30 protein-coding genes and 2 pseudogenes are annotated in these 23,809 nt (G+C 48.2%); 16 read left to right on the top strand and 16 right to left on the bottom strand.

All coding sequences use genetic code 11. The features are described from left to right. Positions 1 to 400: 400 nt before the first annotated feature. Positions 401 to 676, top strand: coding sequence for a hypothetical protein (locus tag SIB80_RS08450; protein ID WP_236065911.1), 276 nt, complete (start codon positions 401 to 403; stop codon positions 674 to 676). A gap of 371 nt (positions 677 to 1,047) precedes the next feature. Here the strand turns inward: SIB80_RS08450 and SIB80_RS08445 are convergent, their stop codons facing one another. Next, positions 1,048 to 1,389 (bottom strand): hypothetical protein, encoded by a 342-nt coding sequence (locus SIB80_RS08445; protein ID WP_063418748.1) that lies wholly within the window; start codon positions 1,387 to 1,389, stop codon positions 1,048 to 1,050. Between the two features lie 361 nt (positions 1,390 to 1,750). On the opposite strand from SIB80_RS08445, the gene SIB80_RS08440 reads away from it, so the two are divergent. Then, positions 1,751 to 2,191, top strand: a complete 441-nt coding sequence (locus SIB80_RS08440) for a cupin domain-containing protein (RefSeq protein ID WP_063418747.1) — start codon at positions 1,751 to 1,753, stop codon at positions 2,189 to 2,191. A 595-nt stretch (positions 2,192 to 2,786) separates the two neighbouring features. Here SIB80_RS08440 and SIB80_RS08435 read toward each other — a convergent pair. The 3 genes and pseudogenes from SIB80_RS08435 to SIB80_RS08425 all read right to left on the bottom strand — a co-directional run bounded on the left by SIB80_RS08435 (position 2,787) and on the right by SIB80_RS08425 (position 4,305). Continuing rightward, complete coding sequence (locus tag SIB80_RS08435) at positions 2,787 to 3,119, bottom strand: DUF3303 domain-containing protein (RefSeq protein WP_063418746.1); 333 nt, start codon at positions 3,117 to 3,119, stop codon at positions 2,787 to 2,789. 27 nt (positions 3,120 to 3,146) lie between these two features. Then, a pseudogene (locus SIB80_RS08430) lies at positions 3,147 to 3,362 on the bottom strand (Nif11-like leader peptide family natural product precursor); the annotation flags it as partial. Positions 3,363 to 4,050: 688 nt separating this feature from the next. Then, positions 4,051 to 4,305 carry a hypothetical protein gene (locus SIB80_RS08425; protein ID WP_063418766.1) on the bottom strand — a complete coding sequence of 85 codons (255 nt, stop codon included), beginning with the start codon at positions 4,303 to 4,305 and terminating at the stop codon, positions 4,051 to 4,053. 212 nt (positions 4,306 to 4,517) lie between these two features. Here SIB80_RS08425 and SIB80_RS08420 point away from each other — a divergent pair, with 212 nt between their 5' ends. Next, on the top strand, positions 4,518 to 4,904 hold the full coding sequence (locus SIB80_RS08420; RefSeq protein WP_063418753.1) for a hypothetical protein: 387 nt from the start codon (positions 4,518 to 4,520) through the stop codon (positions 4,902 to 4,904). Here SIB80_RS08420 and SIB80_RS08415 read toward each other — a convergent pair. Beyond that, positions 4,890 to 5,105, bottom strand: coding sequence for a hypothetical protein (locus SIB80_RS08415; protein WP_236065919.1), 216 nt, complete (start codon positions 5,103 to 5,105; stop codon positions 4,890 to 4,892). The two genes, SIB80_RS08420 and SIB80_RS08415, sit on opposite strands and share 15 nt — an antisense overlap. A 30-nt stretch (positions 5,106 to 5,135) precedes the next feature. On the opposite strand from SIB80_RS08415, the gene SIB80_RS08410 reads away from it, so the two are divergent. Together SIB80_RS08410 and SIB80_RS08405 are read left to right on the top strand one after the other, a co-directional pair. Continuing rightward, positions 5,136 to 5,264: a hypothetical protein gene (locus SIB80_RS08410; protein ID WP_255454326.1), complete on the top strand. Its 129-nt coding sequence runs from the start codon at positions 5,136 to 5,138 to the stop codon at positions 5,262 to 5,264. 68 nt (positions 5,265 to 5,332) lie between these two features. Then, positions 5,333 to 5,542 (top strand): hypothetical protein, encoded by a 210-nt coding sequence (locus SIB80_RS08405; RefSeq protein ID WP_169189931.1) that lies wholly within the window; start codon positions 5,333 to 5,335, stop codon positions 5,540 to 5,542. Between the two features lie 60 nt (positions 5,543 to 5,602). Here the strand turns inward: SIB80_RS08405 and SIB80_RS08400 are convergent, their stop codons facing one another. The 3 genes from SIB80_RS08400 to SIB80_RS08390 form a co-directional block, all read right to left on the bottom strand. After that, positions 5,603 to 5,770 carry a hypothetical protein gene (locus SIB80_RS08400; protein WP_155724574.1) on the bottom strand — a complete coding sequence of 56 codons (168 nt, stop codon included), beginning with the start codon at positions 5,768 to 5,770 and terminating at the stop codon, positions 5,603 to 5,605. Positions 5,771 to 6,355: 585 nt separating this feature from the next. After that, on the bottom strand, positions 6,356 to 6,598 hold the full coding sequence (locus tag SIB80_RS08395) for a hypothetical protein (protein WP_052646222.1): 243 nt from the start codon (positions 6,596 to 6,598) through the stop codon (positions 6,356 to 6,358). A gap of 392 nt (positions 6,599 to 6,990) precedes the next feature. Continuing rightward, positions 6,991 to 7,236 carry a hypothetical protein gene (locus SIB80_RS08390; protein WP_346766613.1) on the bottom strand — a complete coding sequence of 82 codons (246 nt, stop codon included), beginning with the start codon at positions 7,234 to 7,236 and terminating at the stop codon, positions 6,991 to 6,993. A gap of 517 nt (positions 7,237 to 7,753) precedes the next feature. On the opposite strand from SIB80_RS08390, the gene SIB80_RS08385 reads away from it, so the two are divergent. The 5 genes from SIB80_RS08385 to SIB80_RS08365 all read left to right on the top strand — a co-directional run bounded on the left by SIB80_RS08385 (position 7,754) and on the right by SIB80_RS08365 (position 10,741). Next, on the top strand, positions 7,754 to 7,915 hold the full coding sequence (locus tag SIB80_RS08385; RefSeq protein ID WP_413681480.1) for a hypothetical protein: 162 nt from the start codon (positions 7,754 to 7,756) through the stop codon (positions 7,913 to 7,915). A 49-nt stretch (positions 7,916 to 7,964) separates the two neighbouring features. Next, entirely contained in the window at positions 7,965 to 8,225 is a 261-nt protein-coding gene (locus SIB80_RS08380; protein WP_413681479.1) for a hypothetical protein, read from the top strand. A 98-nt stretch (positions 8,226 to 8,323) separates the two neighbouring features. Further along, the gene (locus SIB80_RS08375; RefSeq protein ID WP_236065915.1) at positions 8,324 to 9,325 is read left to right on the top strand and encodes a site-specific integrase; all 1,002 of its coding nucleotides are present in this window, start codon (positions 8,324 to 8,326) and stop codon (positions 9,323 to 9,325) included. A 173-nt stretch (positions 9,326 to 9,498) separates the two neighbouring features. Next, positions 9,499 to 9,783 (top strand): DUF3764 family protein, encoded by a 285-nt coding sequence (locus SIB80_RS08370; RefSeq protein ID WP_063418755.1) that lies wholly within the window; start codon positions 9,499 to 9,501, stop codon positions 9,781 to 9,783. A 706-nt stretch (positions 9,784 to 10,489) separates the two neighbouring features. Beyond that, the gene (locus SIB80_RS08365; protein ID WP_063418756.1) at positions 10,490 to 10,741 is read left to right on the top strand and encodes a hypothetical protein; all 252 of its coding nucleotides are present in this window, start codon (positions 10,490 to 10,492) and stop codon (positions 10,739 to 10,741) included. A gap of 31 nt (positions 10,742 to 10,772) precedes the next feature. Here the strand turns inward: SIB80_RS08365 and SIB80_RS08360 are convergent, their stop codons facing one another. From SIB80_RS08360 to SIB80_RS08345, 4 genes are all read right to left on the bottom strand, one after another. Beyond that, positions 10,773 to 11,201: a cupin domain-containing protein gene (locus SIB80_RS08360; RefSeq protein WP_063418757.1), complete on the bottom strand. Its 429-nt coding sequence runs from the start codon at positions 11,199 to 11,201 to the stop codon at positions 10,773 to 10,775. Positions 11,202 to 12,028: 827 nt separating this feature from the next. Then, the gene (locus tag SIB80_RS08355) at positions 12,029 to 14,497 is read right to left on the bottom strand and encodes a S8 family serine peptidase (RefSeq protein WP_413398181.1); all 2,469 of its coding nucleotides are present in this window, start codon (positions 14,495 to 14,497) and stop codon (positions 12,029 to 12,031) included. A gap of 983 nt (positions 14,498 to 15,480) precedes the next feature. Further along, positions 15,481 to 16,233, bottom strand: coding sequence for a sulfite exporter TauE/SafE family protein (locus SIB80_RS08350; protein WP_063420323.1), 753 nt, complete (start codon positions 16,231 to 16,233; stop codon positions 15,481 to 15,483). A 101-nt stretch (positions 16,234 to 16,334) separates the two neighbouring features. Further along, the gene (locus SIB80_RS08345) at positions 16,335 to 16,541 is read right to left on the bottom strand and encodes a hypothetical protein (RefSeq protein ID WP_169189808.1); all 207 of its coding nucleotides are present in this window, start codon (positions 16,539 to 16,541) and stop codon (positions 16,335 to 16,337) included. Between the two features lie 45 nt (positions 16,542 to 16,586). Here SIB80_RS08345 and SIB80_RS08340 point away from each other — a divergent pair, with 45 nt between their 5' ends. Beyond that, positions 16,587 to 17,684, top strand: a complete 1,098-nt coding sequence (locus tag SIB80_RS08340) for a DUF1254 domain-containing protein (RefSeq protein WP_236066132.1) — start codon at positions 16,587 to 16,589, stop codon at positions 17,682 to 17,684. Positions 17,685 to 17,928: 244 nt separating this feature from the next. On the opposite strand, the gene SIB80_RS08335 is transcribed toward SIB80_RS08340, so the two are convergent. Next, positions 17,929 to 19,269 carry a hypothetical protein gene (locus tag SIB80_RS08335; RefSeq protein ID WP_169189809.1) on the bottom strand — a complete coding sequence of 447 codons (1,341 nt, stop codon included), beginning with the start codon at positions 19,267 to 19,269 and terminating at the stop codon, positions 17,929 to 17,931. Between the two features lie 106 nt (positions 19,270 to 19,375). Here SIB80_RS08335 and SIB80_RS08330 point away from each other — a divergent pair, with 106 nt between their 5' ends. Then, complete coding sequence (locus SIB80_RS08330) at positions 19,376 to 20,098, top strand: hypothetical protein (RefSeq protein ID WP_063420321.1); 723 nt, start codon at positions 19,376 to 19,378, stop codon at positions 20,096 to 20,098. Next, complete coding sequence (locus SIB80_RS08325; RefSeq protein WP_063420320.1) at positions 20,038 to 20,919, top strand: dockerin type I domain-containing protein; 882 nt, start codon at positions 20,038 to 20,040, stop codon at positions 20,917 to 20,919. Before SIB80_RS08330 ends, SIB80_RS08325 begins: the two co-directional genes overlap by 61 nt. A gap of 266 nt (positions 20,920 to 21,185) precedes the next feature. On the opposite strand, the gene SIB80_RS08320 is transcribed toward SIB80_RS08325, so the two are convergent. Then, positions 21,186 to 21,410: a hypothetical protein gene (locus SIB80_RS08320; protein WP_169189810.1), complete on the bottom strand. Its 225-nt coding sequence runs from the start codon at positions 21,408 to 21,410 to the stop codon at positions 21,186 to 21,188. Between SIB80_RS08320 and SIB80_RS08315 the strand changes: the two genes are divergently transcribed. Beyond that, the gene (locus SIB80_RS08315; RefSeq protein WP_236066121.1) at positions 21,409 to 21,618 is read left to right on the top strand and encodes a hypothetical protein; all 210 of its coding nucleotides are present in this window, start codon (positions 21,409 to 21,411) and stop codon (positions 21,616 to 21,618) included. The two genes, SIB80_RS08320 and SIB80_RS08315, sit on opposite strands and share 2 nt — an antisense overlap. Positions 21,619 to 21,750: 132 nt before the next feature. On the opposite strand, the gene SIB80_RS08310 is transcribed toward SIB80_RS08315, so the two are convergent. Beyond that, on the bottom strand, positions 21,751 to 21,990 hold the full coding sequence (locus tag SIB80_RS08310; RefSeq protein ID WP_063420318.1) for a hypothetical protein: 240 nt from the start codon (positions 21,988 to 21,990) through the stop codon (positions 21,751 to 21,753). Between the two features lie 151 nt (positions 21,991 to 22,141). Between SIB80_RS08310 and SIB80_RS08305 the strand changes: the two genes are divergently transcribed. Further along, the gene (locus tag SIB80_RS08305; protein ID WP_169189812.1) at positions 22,142 to 22,294 is read left to right on the top strand and encodes a hypothetical protein; all 153 of its coding nucleotides are present in this window, start codon (positions 22,142 to 22,144) and stop codon (positions 22,292 to 22,294) included. Between the two features lie 36 nt (positions 22,295 to 22,330). On the opposite strand, the pseudogene SIB80_RS08300 reads toward SIB80_RS08305, so the two are convergent. Further along, positions 22,331 to 22,420 (bottom strand): annotated as a pseudogene (locus SIB80_RS08300) (DNA-binding response regulator); the annotation flags it as partial. A gap of 539 nt (positions 22,421 to 22,959) precedes the next feature. Between SIB80_RS08300 and SIB80_RS08295 the strand changes: the two are divergent. Beyond that, the gene (locus SIB80_RS08295; protein WP_413681478.1) at positions 22,960 to 23,772 is read left to right on the top strand and encodes a class I SAM-dependent methyltransferase; all 813 of its coding nucleotides are present in this window, start codon (positions 22,960 to 22,962) and stop codon (positions 23,770 to 23,772) included. Positions 23,773 to 23,809 lie beyond the last annotated feature (37 nt).

Here is a 23,809-nt window from a genome sequence, read left to right as displayed (position 1 = left end):
GGTATAGGGCTTTAATACCTCACCAGCATGATCAGCGGCTTGTCGTAGTTGCTGCCATATCGCCTTGCGCTTGAGATAAGTGCCAAGTGCCTCACCAGCGTTGCCTTGTTGTCCTAATGGCGGCAGTTGTTCGCCAATCTGTAGACGGCCTTGCAGGTTCCAGTCGCTAGGAGTGCCATCTGAGTCTTTGACTAGCAGGGCATTGAGTCGACGAGGGTCAGTGCGTTCTCCTTTTTTGCCACCTTTACTCTTTCGGTAGATGGTCCATAACTCAGGCCCTATTGGTCCATCCTTTTGACCTAGATCTGCACGATTTGATTATTACGTAGGTGTAACAGATTGATTCGGCACCTTAAGGTGACGCATCACCAGGGATCCCCTTTTGAAATTCTTGAGGGTGATGACGATGAATCAGACCTACTTCGACGAGCTGTTCGAACGTTGGCAGGCAGCCGATGAGGTTGATGCTGAAACGCTCCAACTGATCAAAGATACTGTTCGATTTACCCAAGAGACAAGTGACGACAGCTTGCGGGGTCATGCCCGTCAGCTGCTTTCTGATGTTTACCACCTTCCGAGTACTCCTCAAGAGATGGCTCTGATCGGGGAAGCGTTAGAAGGCACAGGCACAGCTCCTCCTGAAATACCTCCTGAAGACAATGGCTATGGCCTATAACGAAGCTCGATGAAGAGAGATGGCTCTCTCAATGGACGACCAGTGTGGAGCACTCCCCTCAAATCATAAGCAAGCGCACCAATCACGTCTACGTGGATTTCCTGTAGCGAAGGGCTGTCGGCAGCGATTGCTTTGAGCCACCTCCTACAAACACCCACAAGCTTTTAAAACCAATAACTTTCACTTGTCTTTTGGCATAGGCAGCAGTTCTCGTCTTGCTCCCTCTCCTCATCCTTCTCTGGGCTAAAGAATCACGTCACACCAGAATCCAGCGCTATCGACATATGGGCTACTCCTGACAACAGATCGCTGATCGCTATCACTGCTCAGCCAATACAGAGAGGAAGTGGCCCGCTACCTGACTCGACTTCTCAATGGGGGGTAGCTAACGCCTCCAATCTCGACTTGATCACAAACTGCATCCCATCAAGTCCCATCATCACCATCGCACTCATACATGCAGCTCCCCACTCTCCAAACTCTTCCTCATCCAATACACACTCACCCCTGAACTCGATCCCTCGCTCCCAATACTTCTCCATTACCAGCATCTCTTCTCGTAACACGGCAATAGAGCCCATACGGCTACCAAGACTGTTCCTGGAACTTAACCTGGTCTTACGACCAACTAGTTCATGCCTTTCCCTAACGGCACCTGGACGACTTACTTTTCCCAAAGCGGCATCCAATACAAATCCATCACCTTTATTCATGGTGGCAAATCCTCCTCCTCAGTTACCGTCTCTTACTGAGTCAACAGCCGCGGGGCAAGAAAAAGTCTTTGCCAAACGTCACCCTTTCTTTGACTGAAGTCCCTGGCTTGGCGTCACAATTGCTACGCTAAGCAGATAAGCCTGGGCTTAATTAGCCAACGATTGTCGGGGAATTCCCAGCACTAAAAGCAGCCTTCGAAGCCGGTATTGGCTCAAGAACTAACGAGATCAAGAGTCTTTTCCTTTCTTGGTTGCTGTTTCCATCGGAGGAAGTCCACCTTGCTCTTACTTTATGTGTTTGTAATTATATTTTCAATATATACGCTACAATTAGTTCAGGAGATTAAAGGATGAACAACTAATGAATGAGAAACATTCTGATCACGCAGATAAAACAAAAATGCCGTCGTCAGAAACTCTAAAGCAAGTATGCCAGCCTGAGGAGCGAGTGTTAGGCAGGGCTGATGATGGCAGTGTAATGGAGTTCATGCTTCAAACTGAGCATGGTAATACCTACTTGTGCCGTTTCCCCCCTGGCTTTATTTCACATGCTGCCATTCAATTATGTACAGAAGAAATATGGTATTTTATTCAAGGGGAAGGGGTGTTTTGGATAAAGCATGAAGGCATTGAAAGGCATGTGCCTTTTAATGCTGGCACCGCGTTACATGCACCTTGCGGTGGAGCGATGCAATTTCGTAATAATGGACAGACGGAAGCTGTGGCGCATGTAGTGACAATGCCTCCATGGCCTGGTTCAGATGGCGCTAAATTAACCAAAGGCCCATGGGAAAGTGTTTGATTCAGCTCTTTTAGTAGTGGTCTAATTCTCGTAGGTGTCTTGCTTTGGATAGCGTTAGTCCCTGTAGATTCTGGCGTTGCTGGCCCATAGTGGGTTAAATACTTACGACCAAACAATGCCCCGTGCAACGGAGTATTAAACACCACGGGCCACCCAAGGTAACGCCGCTTTGACTAAGCACTTTTGATCTGTTCGTCGGTGCAGAGGACGCACGTCAGGATCGCTAACTGGCCTCATAAACCACACACTTACATCAAACCAGTAATCAAACTTTTAACTATCGGAGTCCTTGGCTTGGCTGCTGGTCTTGCGCCACATCTGGCGCTGATGAACACCACCATCTCATTCAATACCTAGCCAAAGGCAAAACCGAAAGGGTCTGTAATCGGGAGTACATATCCCAAACGGTCGCGGACTTAAACGAATCAAAGAAAGCTCTTAATGCAGAACTTTCAACTCTCCGCAAAAGCTTCCAATGAAAATTGGTTGAGCCGGCGTGTTCGCGCACCCGGCTCACGGAGTTCAACCACTTACATATAAACTCCCTCACAAGACAATGCCCTTCGCGGGATCATGACTTGATTGTTTGATGCTACTAAACAGCACTGCGGGGTGGAAGCTTGGTAAACAGATCTTTGTGCGCATCAACTACATCTTGACAGCTCATAACAGGGGTAAATTCGATCACAATTCCGAATTGAGCGCGCCAGGGAGCGAAATGTGTGAAAAGCTGTTTGTCGCTCTCTGCCCTGCACAGGATCACGACACGCCCTTCGCCTGGCGCATGAACACGGAAAAGGAGTTCAAAACCTTCAAATTTATCTTCCTTTGCCATGGCACCACTTTCCCATAGTTCAATAAACTGGGCATAGGCGGCTTTCTGAAGCTCAATATCTTCGAACTGGGCATCACATAGAAAGAGCTGCATTGTCTGTGAGTCAAAGGACTTTACTTTCTACATGAGCAAAAAGATGTTTTTACAGTCCGTTAGGATATTAAGACTCAGCTCACTACCAGACAGAGCTTGCCGATGCGCATTTAAGTCTTCTGTTGTAATCGAGAACCCAGCAGTCTTAGCAATAGCAACAACATCAGCACCTTCTGCTTTAAGTTGTCCCTGTAGTGAGCTATCTGCTTGAACTTTGGCGATGAATACCTTGAGTTGCTCTTCTCAGATCGATTGTTGATCTAAGAACTTATCATAGCAGTGAATCAACAAAAAGCCCCGCCATGATGCGAGGCCTTTGTTTATTTGATTTCTCCCCCCTGGGGCGGTGATGATTTTTTGTTTTCATCCTTCACCGCTATCAATAGATTCACTCAACCTCTTTGAAAATGCAGTGACCTGGCTCAATGCCAACAGTGAGCTTGAGCACAAACATCAAGAACATATCCATTTTCTCTACAATTAGCACAAATAACTGACATGAAGAAGGGCACCCGCGTTGGATGCCCTCAAGTCCAGGACAGGTTTTCAGGGTTTCTACGTCCTCGGACTCCTGATCTAGGTCTAAGCAGGCAACAACAAGGCGTCAGTAGGAAGAATTGCTCCTTTTGATCAATCGTCTCTAAATGCCCCCGCAATACCCTTTCGCACCACTCAGGGGCTGGATCGCACAAGCATTTTTTGCTTCTAAGAGCACAAAAAAGAACGGCCCGAATCTGGATGGGGATTCAGGTAGGCCTTGTCTTATTAACGACGATCTAAATAGCCGGTTCTGTCCGTTGAAACCCTTGCGGTCACTTGTCAGCAACTGGCCAACTCAGACAAGAGAAAGGGGCCCGCAGGCCCCGTAGAACGTACCGTTGTATCCCAGCAAATATCGGCAGATGGGTCCCACTCCAGCTGCCGTTAGCGGTCACTCTTTTGTGGCCGCTATCTCTTTGTCTGGCTCAGCTGCTGGTAGTGCAGCTTGCAGTTCTCCGATCTGCTCGTTAAGGCGCTCAATTACCTGAGAGTGATGCTCTTTGCGAGCTTCAAGTTTGGCAACTTGGCGCTCGTTTTCTTGCGCACGCAGCTTGTTGTACTGCGAATCAGGAATCACAACAACGCGATCACGAGGAATGCTGTAGCCGAATGGAACGTCAAAGACGGAATCGAATAGTGAATACATGATTGTTCTCTTCAAGACCCCTACAGTTTGGCTCCACCAGAATGTTCAACCGAACCAAAAAGGTCGTGAGAACCAGGGCCGGTCGGCGATAGACATCCTGTCGTGAACGTCTCTGGTACGGTTTTCGCGACTAAAAATCGATCGTCTCCTCAAGCGCTAACCACAGCGTCTTCGCTTAACCAAGATTCAACGCTTGACTCTTCGACTCGCTGTTGTTCTCCTCCTCAGCAAGAGGAGCTTCGAGCCGTTTCTTTGCTCTTTGTGCTGTTCGCTTCCTGTTCGTGCCTGTTGTGGCCATGCTGAATACAGCAAACGTTTGTCAGCTCTCCGGTATGGAATTGAACGGTGGATATGTAGGCCTTGCGATCATTTGCCTCTATTTCGCTATCTGGCCGTTTTTTGGGATCGCCAAAGAACTGGGGTGGTTCAGAGCAACAAAGGAGATCAGACTTTCACAGGAAATCAGCCTAGACACTGAATCAGGACGCGATCACAGCCCAATCAGTCGGGATGATTCATTCAAAAGGGATCTGGAGAAGACCTTCGCGCATAGCCCTTCACAGGTCTCAGATGATTGGAGGCCATTACCAGGAGGGTGACACGACCCTTCCTAATAGTGGGATGCCGTGGCCATCCAGCCCTCTTCCTGCTGTCTTTTTCGATGGCTCCCTGACCTCATCCACTTGAAGGTAGATCCTCTTGGTTTTTAGGAGGGCCGGCACGCCTTTCATCGGCCGGCCTTTGATTACTTCACTCTGGAGATCTAAAGAGCTACAGCCGAGAACATCTTTAAAACGCAGATACCAATACCCCTTTGGGTCAGATCAACAGTGCGTCTTGCCATTCCTGACCGCCCTCAGCGTCGAGACCTACGTTTCAATACTTATGCACTACTGAAACCCAGCGCTAAAGATGCTCTGCGCTTCTACGGCCCTGACGTTTCTCAACAAAGGAGCTAAGACAAGAAGAGACTGGTCAGAACCTATGGAGGACAACCTTGTTCAGAAAGAATTGCTTTATCTATTCGGTGGGATCGTTGCTATTGGTGCTGCTGGCCTCCTGGCCTGGTTCCGTTCGGGCAGGAGAGGCGACGGCTGATGGTGAATCGGAGCAGATGGCACAGGCGCAGGCGCAGCGAAAAGTCCCTCAAGGTAAAGCTGTCACTGATATGTCGTGCATAACAATTGCTGTTGCCATGAGCACGCGCTATCGCTGCACGGCCACTTGGGCTGATTGAACGTCCAAATGAAAACCCCGGGCACTTGGTGTGATCTCATCACTTGTTTTGGGCAGTCAATCACTGAAACCCTTTCGTGTTCTTGGGAACAAATTGTTTTTGCTTCGGTTTCTTGTCGGCTTTCTTGTCCCTTTGAAGCCAGACAGCTAGACCACCACCACCAATAACACCGAGTGCAACCAGCAGATAGCGCAAATTGTCGCCTGCTTGAACAGCGGTGTCTTCCATAGTTTTCGAGGTGTCTCCTGTTGTCCTAGCTCTTTTAGGGGCGGGGAAGCACTTGGAACACTTACCCAGTTACATCAAACCCATGAGGCCGAGCAAGTCTTTTGAGCTGAATACTATGAGGTTGGGCCGTCAATCAGCCGTCCTCACCGTTCCCTGCAAAACGCCAGGCAAAGAAGGCAGCAGCACCAATAACAACAATCCCAATCTCAAATAGATAGAGCCTCAATAGTTCTGGTGGCAAAGGTTTTTAGGCGGATTGCCTTGTCCTAACTCCTTTGTTGAGAAACGTCAGGGGCGTTGAAGAGGGTCACCCCTTGGCAATGGGGCTTAATAGGGGATAGGCACTAACGAAAGGCTCCTGATGGTGAGGGGTGCGCATGGCCAACTCTTAACAGATGAGCCAAAGCCGAATTGGGAACGCCAAGTTCACCTGCAATGCGTTCAGCTGTAACTGCTGCGGAGTGCTAGCAGAAGGGAGGGCGACTCCTGGTGTGGAGTTCCCTTCGATAAGCGGCGAGTTGCGGCAATACTTAGCTCCTCGTCTGATGTCTAAGAAGCTACGGCAGGTTATTCGGCCTCTCTATCTCAGCAAACTGATCTGGATCGACTGGTCTCCAGAACCTTCAGATAAAGCTGCTCGTCAATTTCTCGGATGTCGTACTCCGTTGGCTTTACTCCGTGAGCATGCTCATGAACCACCATCCAGCAGCTGCGCTCCAACTCCCCGCCTGCACTTGCCGAAAGCTCTAAAGCCTTAGTGACAAGAGCGTCTAAAACTGCCGGGTCTGGTTCTGTCAATTCCAGCTCTCGATTAGCACACATCATCATGCTGAGCAGGCAGAAATACACCAAGGCTTAGCGACTACGAGAAGACTTCCTGGCATGCAAAAAGGCCCCACCCTCAGGGCCTTGATCCAGCAACTCCCTGATGTTGACACGTCTAAGGACAGCTTTGATCACATCCCGATATGTCATAAAAACCAGACCGGCTGATTTTGATGGGCTGCCTTGAAGGCCCATAGCGGATCACAAGCACGCAAGAAAAGGACGGCCCCAGCAAGTACCGCCCATCCATGCTGTGTGAGGAGTGTCGTAGCTCTGTTCTACTTCTCCAAAAAAATTTCCTTAGAAGCAGAACAGGTACAAGCACTCATCCCTTAACAGTGATGGATGTTGCTAGAGCGTGGGTCGAAAGGACAGGGCCTCCTCCGGGGGGCTTTTTATTGGCCTTTTTTGGAAAGGGCCATGTAGTTGGTCATGTTGGTGAGCTTGTCTTCCAGCCTTTGCTTGAGCGTGTCGTGAGCTGAAATGACATTCTTGAGTAGAACTCGCATCTCCTCAATGTCATCTAGTGAATCGACCTGAGAGCGTGCGCTCTCGATCGTGCCGTGTGAGGCCTTCTCAAGCCCCACCCAATTCCTCAACACTGCGTCATCCCTTGATGTATCAAATGTAGCTCTGAACACAAGGGGCAAGGTGTGACACCTCGACCCGCAATGGCTGAAACCGCTCACCCTTTGGTGTCTGGCTTCGCACAAGAGGGCAGATCGCGACCCTCCCATGACACTCCAGGAACTTCAGGATCAGTCCTTAGCCTTTGCTCAGGACGAGAAATTAACCAGAACCCAAGCCATCCATCAGCCTCACCATTGCGGTGATGGTCCTAAGGGTCATGTCTAAAAGTCAGCCTTTGATTTTGTTCACGGTGAAAACGCCTTCAAGGTTATGGCTGGCGAGATTGATGACGACAAGCGGCTCCGATTTGTGGTTTGACTAGTTTTAAAAAAGCGAAGATCTGCAGGCCCCACGCCAGGGCCTTTTTTATGGGGTTCCTAAAGAATCAACTGCAAAATCGGTGACAGATCCAAGGCACGTCGAGGTGCTGACTCAATAAGACAAAGAAAGTGTCCGGGATTGACAACAAAAAACGGGAAAGTCCTCGATGGTTGCAGAAGTCGCCACGGAAACGATGTCCAGAAGCGCTTGGCTCAAGCCCCCAACTCGCTGCTCGGCAGCCTCGACCTGGCGGTCCTTTTACCAACCGTCAAAACAGACGTCGCCCTCACCGTCCGTGATTACTTCCAAGGATTCTTCGTCTATGCCCGAGGACACCTCACCGTCTCCAAAGTAATCCCGTTCATATAGCCCCCACCCCAGCGGGAATCGATCCCCTATTGAACCCACTGCAAAAACGGTGACAGACTTAGCGTCGCCCGATAGGCCAAGACATGACATGCGCTTCCTACTGATCGCAGCTGCAACGTTGATCTTGACGGTGGGTCCTGGTATCAGGGCTTGGTCTTCTTCAGAAGAAGATCCCTGGATGCAGGGAACTGTTGCCTGGAGCAGGCCAATAAAAAAAACCAACACGAGGCGGGGCGTTGATGGTTTTGTCGGGGGATTGATCGCGCACAACACTTCGCGATCTGCTTTCCCCATCGAGGGTGTTGTATAGCTTTCAGCCGAAGCTTCAGGCTCCCCGGCTAAGCCTCAAACAAAGAATCCTCCAGTAGTCATCGCGACGACTGGAGCAATCAAGGCTCCGCAGATGCCTTGCCCCGCATTCAGCAGATCTTTAAACGCTGGAATGGTGGCCGTCTCACCCTGGCAGAGGCAGCGCAAAGTGCTGATACAAGCAGCTCAAAACAGCAACTAAATTTCAGCAAGTTGATCGAGAGCTACAGGAAGTTCGTCCCCAACGCTGGCGATAAAACCTGGAAAAAGATGTATCTGCCTGTACTGCTCAAATGCCGAGACAAGTTTAAAGGGACCCCACCACGTGATGGGGAAGCGCTTTGCATGGCATGCCTTGAACAATGGGAGCAAGGCTCCAGGTCCCGTCAGATCTGCCGTCAAAAACTCTATGGCTTTCTGACTTGGGCGGTGCAACGAGGTCACCTAAAACCGATCTACTCACCTCCTGCAAAGCTTCCTGAGGTACTCAAGAGTAAGCGCGTTGGTTACGCCATTTCAGATGCAGAGATCCTCCGATTACTGGAAGGGATGCCTGATCCACGCTGGCAGTTCGCCATTCAACTGTGTGCCGTATACGGACTGCGACCAGAAGAACTGCGATGGCTACGGATCAAAAAAGGGGCAAAGGGTTCCGAACTCTGGACCATCTATCAAAAATCGATGGGCGGCAGGAAAGGAGATAAGACAGAACCGCGTCGCTTGCTACCGCTACTCGTGCGTGATCTCGATGGCTCTTCCATTGATTGGAAGTTGCAAGCCCGGCTTGAAATTAGCGAAGAGTTACCCCCACTGCAGAGCGATGGCGATGGAGCACAGGCGTTGAATAATTATCTGCGTCGGCGTGAGGTCTGGAGGAGCTTGAAAGCTGAGGCGTTGAAGTCAGGTGAACAGCTCACGACGTATTCCTTTAGGCATCGCTACGCCAAGGCGTCACATGCAGCGAATCTGCCTGTCGCCAATATTGCTGAAGCCATGGGGCAGACGATTGAAGTTCATCTCGGTAGTTACGCCAGGTTCAAGCCAGATGCGACGGCAGACCTCTATGCGCAAGTGAATGCGGGCACTGCACAAGTGAACTGAAATTGGATTCCACCATTTCGGGGATGCTTTATCAACCCTCATCAAACGTTGCTTGAGTGCTATAGATGCATGGACGACAGCTAGCAACAAATCGCAGAGCGCTATCAATGTTCAGCGCGTACAGCTAGGTGGTGGGCAAGCATGGTCTAATTGGTCGAAATTATTCCTTAGGAATGGCAATCGAAACCACCGTGTTTGACTTCAAAATCAGTAAAACCTTTGACGAGTGGAGAGCTATTTACGACAGTGAAGACAACAAAGCAATGTTGAAAGCAGGCGGAATAACATCTCTGTACAGAGGCTTACACAAAGAAGATTCATCAAGAGCGATTGTGATATTCCAAGCAGAGGAGGGAGTTGCGATGGGCATGTGGAATGACCCTGAGGCAAAATTAATGATTGAATCAAGTGGTCATATCTATGACGAAACAGCAATTACTCAATGGATCGATCATTAGGCAACGGCTCAACCAACACCGCCAAGAGGTGGGCTAGCGCTTGATTGATTCTCAATCGTTTGCGGGGCCCGAGAACGTAGGGCCCCTAAGCCACCTCATCCGGGAATCTCGCCCAGGTCCCCTCGAGCCCAAGGGGGTTGTAGTGGCTTTCTTTAGGTCTAGATCTGAATGCTTGGGGCGTCATTGGTGATAACCAGACAGTCCTATTACTCCATCTACAAAGTCATTGCTAGCGCGCCACTAGTGCAGTGACCAATCTCACAGCGCGAGATGATCTAACTCAGGGCTTTGAGGACTTCTTGCGGTGAGGCTATAGACATCGATACGGAGCTTTCACGATGGACCGAACCACTAACCTCAAGGCAATGTGTGCAGTTAATACTGCAATTGAACGTACTCCTATCTCCGATCAGAACTCTTTAGTCAGTCTCAGGAAGGCTTTCTACATGCATTTCATTATCGAGTCTGTTCTTTCTGAGCGAGTAGGACTCATTCCAGCATCTTCTTTGCGGGAAACCATTTCATAATCGTAGTCATCAAATGAATCTTTAGTTTGCCATCGCTACGCCAAGGCATCACATGCAGCGAATCTGCCTGTCGCCAATATCGCTGAAGCCATGGGGCACACGATTGAAGTGCATCTCGCTAGTTACGCCAGGTTTAAACCAGATGCAACGGCAGATCTTTATGCGCAGGTGAATGCTTAATGCTGACCAGGAAGGCGGCGGATCCACTCACGAACGGCTTGGCTCAACTGACCATCGATTGCACAGACACACCGCGCAAAATCCGCGAGCAAGCATTGCTCCTCAAATCACCGGAATCAGTTGAGCTGCACTTACACAGAGCAAGAGGAAAGGCCGTTACCAAACGAGCTGCGAACGAAGTCCTCCAGGCAGTGCTTTCAGTTATGGAATGGACCGGTCAGGGGGGAATTGTTCTCTTTTTCCTGAGTTGAAACGCTGTATGAGGTGGTTCCCCGCTAGCCGTCACTCAACCCGAACCATGTTTGGCATTCCCTCCACGCTGGCAAAGGTGACCAGACTCACCGCCGGTTCAGACCCTTTGTTGACTACATAGTGAGGTTCTTCTGGGTTGCCCTCCAGAAAGCCATCCCCTGCTTCAACAATGTCGGTCACCTCAGCACCGTCGACGATGCGTACATTGCTCAGTCTTCCCTGTTCCACCACCACCATCACTGGCGAAGGATGGATGTGCAAAGGAATCTTGGCGCCAACAGGAAGAGTGATCCGATAGACCCTCATCTCAGGTGTCCCTTCTGGATACGCAACAACTCTCCCTCCAAGGGTCCGATTCGCCCTGAAAAGCTCCTCAGTGATTGGCTGAGGTGATGCAAGGGCAGCACCTGAAAAAATCAACAAAGATGCGGCTGCAAGTCCAGAAGCCCTCAAAATCATGGTTCCTTAGTAAGCAGAGAATATATATCCAATAAGAAAGTCCCCAAAGGGTTGGTGGAAGGAAGGTTGAGGACAAGACAGCATGGAAGAACTACAGCCAACCGACGAGCAACTTGCTCAAAGCATGCCTCTCACGCTCCATTCAAAGTGGGGGAGGGAAGATTGGATTCGCAGGGGAGCCTATTCCCGGGATTTAATCTGTAAGTGCGAGTCTTTCCTTGGCTTACGACGCAAACGCTGGCTGAAGGAATCTAAAAATCCTTAGACCTGTCGACTGCTCCATAGCCACCTTTATTCAATTGAGGAAATCGCGGCCGCGAAAACTGTACCTGTGACGTTTAAGACGGGATGTCGATCACCGACCGGCCTTTGTTCTCACTACCTTTTTGGTTCGGTTGTATTTGCGGAGGCAGGAGGATTTGTTTGAACCGTGCAATGAATAACCTTGAGAACACCAAGCACTGTTGCCATTGCAGTAGCTGTGCTTATTGTTGCCCTGCTGTTGTTGCAGTTAATATTGATAGTCTTTTATTTAGTTCACAATTGCCTGAGTGAATCGGTTTTGCTCTGGAGCTGTCCCAGCAGTAGTTGTTAATAGTTCCCACTGAGTCGTTTGATATTTGCAGTAAGTGAGACCCAACTTGCAAGGGAAGCGAGGTGCCGTTCTGAAGTTTGAGTGGTTGGCTGATGAGCTGAATGGTGCTAGGAAGCGGTATTCCTGTTGTTGTTGATCGAGTGGAAGTGCGTTGAGGCTCATTAATACCTAAAAAAGCCCTGGACATATGCCCAGGGCGATGAAAGGAGAAGCGCTTAGATCATGTTATTAATCAAGCTAGAAATTCCGTATTGCTATAGAGACTGGCCAACTCATTATCGACTGAAAGGGCGTGAGAACGACGAACCGCTGAGTCAATATTGACTGTGCCTGCACCGTAGGTGTTGTCACGCCCAGGATCACCTAGATCCATGGCACTAGTTGTTAGGATCTCTCTAATCTCTCCGCCAGTTAGAGATAAATTTTCGCTCCAAACAATAGCTGCAGCTCCAGCGACATTGGGGTTTGCACACGAGGTTCCGCCGAAGGTACTAACTGTGCCATTAGCATTAATTGCTTTGCTATTAGTTGGTGCTACTAATGTAAGGTTATCGCCTCTATTGGAATAACCAGCAAGTTGAGTGCCTGTCACATTAGTAAGTGAACCCCCAGTAATTGCATCGATTTCTTCTGTGCCTGTGAACTGCAGAGCACCGACACTTGCGATGTGGTCAAAGTCTGTAGATGCGGCAGCAACACCTGAAACACTAGTTAGATAGTCGTCGTCATCGAGGTTGCCACCTGGGCCACCGTTACCGGCTGCGATGGCGAAGAAACCCCATTCACTGCTCTTACCAAGTTCAGTTTCAACATCTTCCTTGCTTGAGTCATTTGCTGTCCAGGGCCAATCTCCCTGAATTCCACCTTGAAAGACAATGCGCTCATTGCAGGAACGTTTGCTGTCAACACTAACCAAAGCGTCATAGAGGCCAATACCTCCTTGGCTGGATGTTTTGACGTTGTAACCCCATAGTTGACTTCCTGGTGCAATACCTGCCAAGTTTTGACTATCGTGTTTCGCAGCCATCACACTCATGGCTTGATGGCCATGATCAGAGTTGTAAGTATTGATTCCTGTCTCATAGCTGATATGGCCGATTTCATCGTGCACAGCCGCACTACCATCTCCACTGTCTTTTAAGCCGCTATCAAGAGACACGAGAACAACATCTTCAGAACCTTTGTTAAAACGCCATGCACTTGCAGCATCCATAGCATTTAGATTCCATTGTTCTTTTGTACTGTCGCTCATTCCTTCTCTAATGCGGTAGCTATTATCTTCAGTGGTAATCTTTTCAAAGCCTTGTAGATAAATCTCATCTCCATTTTTGAGGCTCAAGATATCGAAAGCTGTGCCTTGATAAATGGCCTGTTCGCCGATCGTCGTGTAATCAGTCAGACCGCTGAAGGATTCGCCATTGAAGCTCTTGATGTCTGCACTATCAAGACCATTAAGTATTAGTTCGTCGGTTCCACCACGAGCTTTGTAAATTCTACCAGAATCATATTGTGAACCTACCCATGAATATGCATCCAGATCATTATAAGTAAAAGTGTTGGCTTCAATATCACCATCAAATGTACTCCAGTCAAGAGCATCAATCATCGTTAATCTTTCATCAAAGTCTTCTATATTTTCCCTTATACCTCCGAAGACAGCATCAATATCTACATCAAAGTCCCAGTTACTGCGTCTATCAAAGAAGCTTTCCGCAGCATCGATCTTGTCGTTAAGATCGACAAGGAATCGATCTTCTGAGAGATCTAGTGTGTATGTTCCAAGGTCAACACTTTCTCCTGTCGTGGTATGGGTTGCATTGACTTGAGCTTCAACATTACCAAGTTTCATTGTTGAGAATGGGCCCCAACTCCAGCCAAAAATATCTGAGAAATCCAACCTATTATCATTTAAGAAATCACCATCATAATTGATTCTGATAGCACCATCTTCAAAGACTTCTTTTTTCGTGCCGTCGTGTGATGCATCATAAATACGGGTATAACCATAATCAAATAGACCCTCTACACTAAAGTCCCATGGCTTGATGCTGATGCTTAGATCAACATCGCGCGCTAGTGGGAGTTTGTTGAAAGCTTGCCGGTGAAAGCCTTGGCTAAATGGGTTGTGTGAACCACCTTCCTCGCCAGCTTCATGTTCACCATTTGTACGATCTTCTGGTAAATCCTGTTGGCCTTTTCTTGCTATCCAGTTTAGCCTTCCGAAGGAAAACCTATTTGATTTTCTTTCAAATTGGCCTTGATGATTGAATTCATCAGGTGATTCATCGCGATCTTGCTGATTTGCACTGGAAGAGAAACCTTTATGCTTGAATGAAGCAAATGGCTGTCTTAGGTGTCGGCCAACTGTATTTGGACCATGTTGATTGCCTGTAATCGGATCTTCCAGACTTGTGGAATAATGAACATTGAATGTTTCTTGCCTCTCAAAAGATAGTCTGCTATCGCGAGGATAATCTTTGGTTGTGTTGTTTGCATTTGAGGCGCCCTTAGCTTCGAGGTCAAAGGGCTGCTCTTGTTCAGTCATCTCGCCACTATTGGAGTAATAATGGCTTGAATGCCCCGCGCCAAGATGAGTGTTCTGACTGTCTATTGGCTTTGCTAAATTTAGTGATTCACTGATGAAGTCTCTGCGCTCTGATTGCTTGTTATTTGAGCGGATACTTCTGAAGAGCCGTTTCATGACTAGAGAAAAGGCTATGCCTTTTGAATGACTCAATCAATTTCGCTCAATGTCATGACTTTAGATGTGATCCAGAACTTTTTGAGCCGCGAACTTGCTCTCATTCAATCGTGACGTAGGTCACACCTTTATTTGTGCACACCGATTGATTAGAAGTGATTTGGATGGTGAATCTGATTATTCTAGATCAGTCTTGTGACTAATCCTATCAATAGCCTTGCTTTTCATCTTTCTATTTCGTTGCCGCTTACTTTTAGCCTCTGTAACCTGTGCTTGTAGTTGTCGCTGCAGTTGTTGTGACTGCTGATCAATAATGGCTATCGCTAGGTGGATTGGGACCCAACTGGCGTGATTGCGAGGGATACGGCATGCCTGGGAGAACCGCTTAAAAACGAAACGTCTACTTGCCCCCCCATCCCGATTCGGGGGCTCTTTTTTGTGTCCTTAGCAGCAAAAAATGCTTGTGCGATCCAGCCCCTGAGTGGTGCGAAAGGGTATTGCGGGGGCACTTAGAGACGATTGATCAAAAGGAGCAATTCTGCCTACTGACGCCTTATTTCTGCATGCTTAGACCTAGATCAGGAGTCCAAGGACGTAGACACCCTGAAAATCTGTCCTGGACTTGAGGGCATCCAACGCGGGTGCCCTTCTTCATGCCAGTGGTTTCTCTGCTTATCAAAAGCTATGCATGTCTTTGATCTGTCTGTGTTCGAACTCATCGATGGCATTGAGACAGGACACTGCTTTCTTAAAAAGGTTGAGACAACTTATGGCTAGCGGTGAAGAATGAAAACAAAAAATAATTACCGCCTCAGAGAAAAAAAAGTAAATAAGAAAAGCCCCGCTCTAGGGCTGGTCTTCACTAGCCAACAAGGGCAGCACATGATCACCCTTCTGTGGGCCATTCCTGGGGATACCGATAGAAGGGGTCTTAACACTGAGGAATTTGAGAGTCTTCTTCTGATCTTTCGTTAGTGCTACTTTTAATTCTTGATTATCATACCGACAAGCTCAATACTGACTACTGTAATCAAAAGAAAATAAATCCAACTTTTAATCCAAGGTTTTATGGCAACTTTAGCTGCACACCAAGATCCTACAGCGCCTCCCAGTGCTAATGCAATGCCAGGAACCAAGGCAATTTGACCTTCTAAAAAGAAGATAGGAATAGAGAGTATTGACGCAAAGAGTAGAAAGACGGCTTTTATCGGATTCGCTTCGGTGACATCCATCGAGCCAAGCATTACTAATGCAAGAATCATATACGTGGCAGAGTCTAAAACTATAAATCCAGTCCATAAGCCCACCAAAAAAATGCAGGGGAGCATAAAAATACTCTCTTTATTTTGACGAGATTCCCTTAAAAAAAGAAACCTCTTTGACCCAATAACAAGTACTGCCAACGCAGCAATTATCGCCATATTAATTGTTAGCTGTATTCTCTCATCGTTCAGATAGGTTGCAGCTCTTGCCCCTATAATTGCGCCTACGGCAAGCGGCGCAGATAGCGTGAAAGTTTTCCTCCAGGGGATAGACCCTGATTTTTGAAAGCTGATTACCGCTGACAAAGATCCGAGCAAGACTCCTAGTCGATTTGTCCCATTAGCAACCCCTGGCGGTACTCCTAGGAAAATCAGAAGAGGAAGTGTTATTGCTGATCCGCTACTTGCAAGTGTGTTGAGTGCACCAGCAAAAGCACCGCCTGCAAGCAATATTGATATCTCCCATGCATCCATTTCTCGAGCCCCAACATTCAGTACCAACTTCTGTTAGCAACTGACGGGTGTTTTGACAATGCATTCAATGGGGTTATGTCTCTAGCCCTGTAGCGTTTGGTCTATGGAGTTCGACCACCACTCAGAGGCTTTAAAGACTGCGCGCAGGAAGTCCGCGAAGCCTTAGCCGGCAAAACATCTGTTGCTTGTATGGGGGGGGCAGGTAGGCGTTTCGTTTGTAAGTGGGTTTCCCAGGCCCGCTGTATCCCTTGAAGACAGGCCATCTGATCCCTCACCACCATGCACAGAGGCTGAACCGTGAAGGGCATTTTGTTTGAACTCAGCTCTAGGGTAATTGAAAGATTCTTTTGTCTGTGTTCAAATTTCACCCGGCTCTCTTTGGCGGTTTCTTCGCATCAAGCCTGCTTTTTGGCATGTCCATAGACAGCACAGCGCTAAAGGCCGAAGAAACGCAATGTGCTCAGTCACTGCCTGCTGCCATTCACTGGCCTACCAAAGCCGTAACCCGGGTGAATGAAAACAATTATGCGCTTGCAGAAACTCAGGTCATCTTTGCTGACTACGTGAAAAAGATTGCCAAGAATACTTGCTCTGATGGAGTCGGTGTGTTCTGGCACATGAAGGGAGCCATGGATCCCAACGACCGAACGATCCTTCGCCCGAACTTTGACACGCTCTACTCCGCATTGGTTCTCGACCTCTCAAGACCAGCCACAATCTCAATGCCAGGAACGAAAGGGCGTTACCAAAGTGCACTTGTGGTCTCTGAAGAGCACTACATGCCGATGACAATCACCTCGCCAGGAGCATTCACACTGACCAAAGAAAACGTTGGTACGCCATATGCCCTGGTGATTTTCAGAACAGGCGTGAACATGCGCGATCCTGCCGATATGGTAAAAGCCTCAGCTCTGCAGGATCAATTGGGTGTCTACCAGACCAAACACGGATCGTATACCCCCACAAATAATTGGGACATGGATCAGATTCTTGCCATGCGTAAGAAAGTTCAGGAGGTTTTCGATCGTGAAGGATTTAAGTCAGAAGATATTTTTGGGAAGAAAGGCGAGCTCACAGCAGATCAGCATCGAGCTGGCGTCGCAATTGGCTGGGGTGGTCTACCCAAAGAGCAGGCTGTTTACCCCTTCTATATCCCAACATTTGAAGGACCCAATGTTCTCACCCTGAAGGATGTTCCTGTCGATGGTTTTTGGTCAATCACCGTTTACGACAAAGACGGATTCGTTCAAGGTAGTGCCTACAACATCAACAGTGCTTTCGCGAAAGCGAATGCTGATGGGGCTTATGTGATCCACTTTGGTGGCGAGCCTTCTCAGAGCAATTACCTGGGAATTTATCCAGGCTGGAATTTTGTACTGAGAATGTATCGACCTCAAAAAGCTTATTTTGATGGTAGTTGGCAGCTGCCAGAACTTGTACCAGTTAGATAGAAAATCCCTAAAAGCCAGCTGATATCTAGTTAGCTTCCTGCCCCTTGGCCTCTTGTTACTTGGCTGGATCTATACCTTCAACAACTTCAAGGGCCTGTCGTTTCAGGATCGACTGAGTATTGCGCTCTTTTTCTAGGCCTTGCTCAACCTGAATGACAGCGATGCGGTTTACAGGAACCCCGACGCGATCAGTGCCCTGAGGTTGTTCAACGAGCCCCTTGCATGAGCGTCAGAACCACTTTGACTATGGAGCTAAAAATCCCCTCAAAGACTCAAGGGAAAAATTGTTCTGGCTTTTAAACCACCAAGCTCTTGATGGAGCTCCGTAGTGTTCTCTCAAGTAGATGATTGCTTTGTTGATTGACGTAAAAACGACTTCGTCGATGCTGGCTACTGCGATACTTCCAAGCGCCCGCTCAGTAGCATCTTGTGCCTTGGCTTGGTTAGCGGCCTCCTTCCAGCTGCCTTCATAGCTTGGAGTGAATCTTGCTGCTTTTTGGCACGCAGATCTACCAGGCAACTGTCCTGATTCGATTTCCCTGATGTGCCCGCAATGATCAGCGAAGCCGTTTGCGTGGATCAGTAGCTCCTTAACATGATTGGCTACTTCATCTGAGTCGTTCGATAGTTGACTCGCAACCATTAGCGCTGATAGGCAATGGTGTTGTGTTTGGTTGCTGCCAGTCCATCCACGAGCAAGTAGGTCATGGGCATCTTTCAAGCTTGTTGGCTCTCCACTTTGCTTAGCAAGGCTCTCAAGGGGCTGCTCACCTTTATCCGCGTAGACCAGTTGATGGTTCGCGCCTGCTCGCTTCCTAGGTTTGATCCAGTTGATACAGGTGACTTCATTATCTTCTTCAACAAGGTTGTAGGGACCGGAACCTAACTCTCTTTTTTTAAGCCTTATCGATTTAACCAGAACATTGTTTTTCACTGCGACGTTCCATCTATAAGGCAATAGAGACGGCTCCTCTACTAAGCCGAACCCGTCTAGCAAAAGACCGTTACCTTGACCTGTGAACGGTAACCGGATTGAGATGTAGTCACTATCTACTTGCTTTACGTTAGGGAAGACCTCCAACAGGCCTGAAGATATTTTCAGTTGTGGTTCAGTAGTGAAGTCGATGCTCTCGCCCAGTTCGCCTGCATCTATTGCGCCTGCCTCGAGGCATAGTTTCACAGTGAGTGCTGCATCAAAGGCTTTAACCGGTTTGGCTAATGGATACCAGAGGTGAATGCCTCCACTGTGACTTGAGTGAATTACAAGGGGCTCTCTCAAGCCCATCAGTGCACATCTCTCAAACAGGATGTTGATTGCGTCATCTCCACGATCAGGGTGGTATGGAGAACGTGCCTGATCAATGTCAAAGGCAATCCATTGGGTAGTCCTAGAAGGGCGAATTGCAAGGTAAGAAGGTTCTTCTTTGGACAATCCCAGGTGATGAGAAAGCAGCTTTGCTGAAGGATGACCTGAACGAAATGCCTTGACTCCATTCACCTCAATCACATAGCCCCACCCAGGCGTAAATGCCTTTATGAACCACTCAGCTAGTGGGGAAGCCTTCGAGGGGGAAGTGTTGCTCATGGAGTCTTGAGATCGGAAGTGGTTAAGAACGATTTGACTCAATCCTTGCCAGAGCAGTAGGTCTCGATTCGCGAAGCATTGATCTCTGGCGTTGCGTCCAGTTGACATGTCTGATCTCAAGCAACTTGCAGTACTTGGTGATTCTGTTGATTGGAGTGACTCCTATCGTTTGGATATCACAGCCGAGAACCTTGCCAAGGATTACAAGCTAGAAACAGCAGATATCACGATTAACTTTGATCCTTTTCTGTTTAATGAGATCAAAGCATCGGATATCACCATTGGCGGCCAACTACCAATTGCTAATGCGGTACGCATCGATAATGATGTAGGGACCATCCGTATTGCTGCTGCAAGTCTTGGAGATCTTCGAGAGCCAGGACAACTCTATGGAGTTGATCCCTCTGGTGCTGGAGAGAACATCGGCACCGATGGTGCTGTTTTGGCATCGATCGATCTTGATTTCAATGAACTTAATCTTGCCGAACTCAACCAAAATTCAGATGGCAGCATTGACGATCTCAGCACACCACTGTTCTTTGGCTTGAGTGCCAATCAAGATGAAACAGTCTTCTCTAAAGCTTTAGATGATGAGACTGGTTTTGTGAATCGCGATATTAAGAGCTTGCGCGATCTTGGTGGTGATTTAGCTGTTGATGGAACCAAAGTCACCCTGTATGAGGCAACAATCAATCTAGAAGAACAAGGCGATGGTTTGATATTAAGTAGTGAACTAGATATTGGATCTTTAACTCAAAACAAACAAATTTGCTTCGTTCAGGTGACACCATCTCAACAACAAGCACCTGGACGAACGTTGGCAATATAGAAGCGCTCAACATTCAAGTTGCTGGAGTTGATAATGCCAATGCAGAGCTTCTAGAAAATCAAAGTTATTTTGAATACAAAGGCATCGACGCGAACGATATTGAGGTCACGCGTAACAGCCTCAACAGCGGCAGCTTTAGTCCAGACACAGGAGAATTTGACTCCACCGCTCAAGAATCTGGCCAGTTGCATGCAGCCATCAAGATCACTGGTGCTGCAGGCAATGTGGTGGATCTCGGTTTAGGCATTGCCAGCTTGCAAGCTGATGGATCAGATCTCTTCAGCAACCAAAAGGGCTCCAAAAACCTAATTACCTTCCAAGGCGATTTGAACTACGACGGGCGGGTCTCGATGAAAGATTTGGCCTATCTCAATGCTGGTGCTGCAAGGCAACAACAAGCCAGTGAGCATCCCGATGCAGTGGATGCCAATAGCGATGGTGTTGTTGATGCCAGTGTGGCGCGAGGAGTGGATGCCAACTTTGATGGCCAGATCTCGATGGCTGATTTAGCTGTTTTGGATGCCGATTGGGGCCAAAGCCTGCATCAACAACCAATCAATGGCGCCAATGGAACACAATCAAGCTTTACCGGTTCTGATCAAATCTCCTGGGATCAACTCGATAATCAAGGAACAACAGGCGATGCAACCTGGGATAACCAAGCGTTTAAAGATCAAAACGCCCTAGAAGCCGGCAATGATTTTGTTGAATCACTCGAATCATCAACCGCGGTTGGTGTGATTGGCATGAATGGCAACACTATTAACAGCGATGTTCCAGAAGGAGGAGAAGCCCCTCAGGATCAATTACTAACGGTGTAATCGCTTAAAGCAGCCATGAGCATTGGTGCCAGTGAAACAACAAACGAATGCTTTTTCCAGCCAACAACGATTGGCTTGGGATTGAGATGTAGCTGCCTTTTAGAAAGCCGCTCATGACGTCGTCAAGCCATACGAAGAAAGCTTGAACAGATATTCATTGTGGTAAATCATCTTCCTTACTTAGCGTCTCTTGCTGACTGAGAATGCTGGGATGTTTTTTTGGTAGGCCATCCGGTCTGCAAGGCGAAACCCGACCCTCCTGTGCCTTACCGCAGGGGGGTCTTTTGGACTGAGAAGCCTGGTATCGCGTAGCAAATGCGACGCCATACTGAGAGCCCTGGTCGCTCGAGGAACGGGCCATAGGTAGCCTGACAATTGTCAGGGTGTTCCTGAGCCTTTTTTCCATAAGAAAGGACCTCGCCACGCACGACTCCATCTACATCCCCATTGAGAAGCGTCGTAGCGTCGGTGTCCCGGCCAGGATCTGACATGCGCTTCCTACTGATCGCAGCTGCAACGTTGATGCTGACCTTGGCGCCTGGCATAAGGGCTTGGTCTTCTTCTGAAGAAGATCCATGGATGCGGGGAACTGTTCAGTGGAGCAAGCCAATAAAAAAAAACCGCACTTGGCGGGGAGTTGATGGTTTTGTCGGGGGATTGATCGCGCACAACACTTCGCGCCCTGCTTTTCCCATCTAGGGTTTTGTATAGCTTTCAGCTGTAGCTTCAGGCACCCCGACTGATGTTCAGCAAACACGCCTAACGGTGGGCTGGTTGAGGCTCTGGTTAAACCGAGCATCACAGCCTTTACTGCTCAGGCAGTCAGGAAAATCAGTACCTTGACCTGTTCTGCATCTGGAAGTTGCGGTTCTGATCCATTAGACGCTGGGCTTGATTGCGCTGTTGCTGCTGCATCTGTTGGCTACGCATTCTCATGTTGATCGAGTTGTAAGAGGGATTTGAATACATGCTTACAGCCTCCACAGCAGCTGGCAGCGATAACGCAAGAGCAGAGAGACCAGTAAGAAAAATCTTTTGAATCATTGGTTTGAAGTGAGGTGTGGAGGTCATCCCTCCTGGACCTCTTCACCATCTCTGAATCAGTCAGGAACTACATCACCTAAACGGGGGAAATCGTTCTGGGCTTATTCCCCCATGTGGGGGATGTTAAAAATGACTCTCCACGGGAAGCTGCGCTTGAACACTTAGTTTCAGCTGAACGATGGATGAGAAACAACAACTACTCAGCTCCTTCGAGAAATTTAAAGATGAGATTTTAGAAAAACTAAATTGCGACACCACAACGGAGCTGTTATCTGAGCAGGAGAAAGTACGTCTTGCCCACGCTTATCTAGACATCGTCTCAGAAAGCTGATGAAACTGACCTGGGGGAAAAGTCTTTCAGACCTACTTACCCCACGATGCAATGTCTGATCGCAAAGACAGCTGCTTGAGTTCGATCACGCACACCGAGCTTGCTGATGATTGTGCTCACATGGCTTTTGACGGTTTAGGTCTACGGATCGGGGAGATCACTAGCCGTGGCCCTGAACATTTAGTTGGTGGGGAGCTAATCATTTGTTCAACGCCTACCTGGCGGCCAAAGAGTGAGCACAGTGAGCGGACACTGCCGGTACCTGACTGGTGCAAGGCAATCCCAGAGGGCGGCTTCTTGGCAAGAACAAGTTTGAACAATTGGATCAAGCGAGCATCAGGCTCTGAAGATCTCTCATCAACCGCTATGCGCCAATGACAAACCACACTGCAATCAGCACCACCATCACTCTTTTCGGTATCACTAACTTTTGTTGCATTAGATACTTTGAAACCAGGATTGTTTGTGGATAAAAATAGTTATTCTCGGCAAAGCTCTCATCTCCCACCCAAGCTTCTTCATTACAAGACCTCTTACTCTTTTGCAGGAAGCTTTTGAACTAAATTCCCGCAACGTTCACCAAAAGACTTCAGCCAGACACAGGTATTTAGCCTACTCAATCGCCTCAGCAAGGAAACTATCTGAAGTAGAATGGAATTATATCAATGCATAGCGAGCAGACCATGACCAATCAATCATGGGATCAATACGGAAAAGAGCGCGGACTACTAGAACCTCGCAGCCTATTTGGGGCGAACTTCAATATTGTTGATCAGCACAAGTTTGAACAAGCTATTCAGCTACTGCGTGAAAGTACTGGCGATCTGCCAATGTTCGCTGCAGACAATGTCATCACTTGGAATAAGAATCTCTCCTTCATGCACGACGAATTCTTCGTCCAAATCCTTAGTGGCCACGACTCTGATTTCATAGAACAATCCACAATCTGGCGACTTTATGTTCTGATCTACTTCGCCGAGTCTTGCCAAGACCTCCCAGGGGATTTTGTCGAGCTTGGCTGCAACAAGGGCTCTACAGCTAAACGCCTTACTGAACGAGTGGACTTCCAAAAATTGGGCAAGCGTTACTGGCTCTTCGACTTATTCGAGTGGAAGCAAGGAAATGCACACACCTACTTGCCAGAACATGACGACCCAAACATGCATTTAAACGTGCTAAATCGCTTCGCAGATCAACCCTGGGTGAACGTAATCAAGGGCTCAGTACCCGACTCTTTCGACCAAGGTTTTCCAGATTGCATTGCTTTCGCCCATATCGACATGAATGCCCCAGAGCCAGAAGCGGGTGCTCTTGCCAAGGTCCTGCCTTTACTCAGCCCCGGCGGAATCATCATTTTTGATGATTATGGTTGGTGGGGTTATTCACGTCAAAAGAAAATTTTAGATCCCATTGCAGATCAGCACAATCTAAGCATCCTAGAACTTCCGACCGGACAAGGAATTCTGCTAAAGAGGTGAAAGCGGAGGCAGAACACCTTGCATCGAGTGCGACTAA

Origin of the sequence: Prochlorococcus sp. MIT 1327 (assembly GCF_047304785.1) — a bacterium.
In the GTDB taxonomy this organism is placed as follows: domain Bacteria; phylum Cyanobacteriota; class Cyanobacteriia; order PCC-6307; family Cyanobiaceae; genus Prochlorococcus; species Prochlorococcus marinus_D.
The sequence above is the reverse complement of the archived record's forward strand: the minus strand, read 5'-3'. Positions and strand labels throughout refer to the sequence as shown.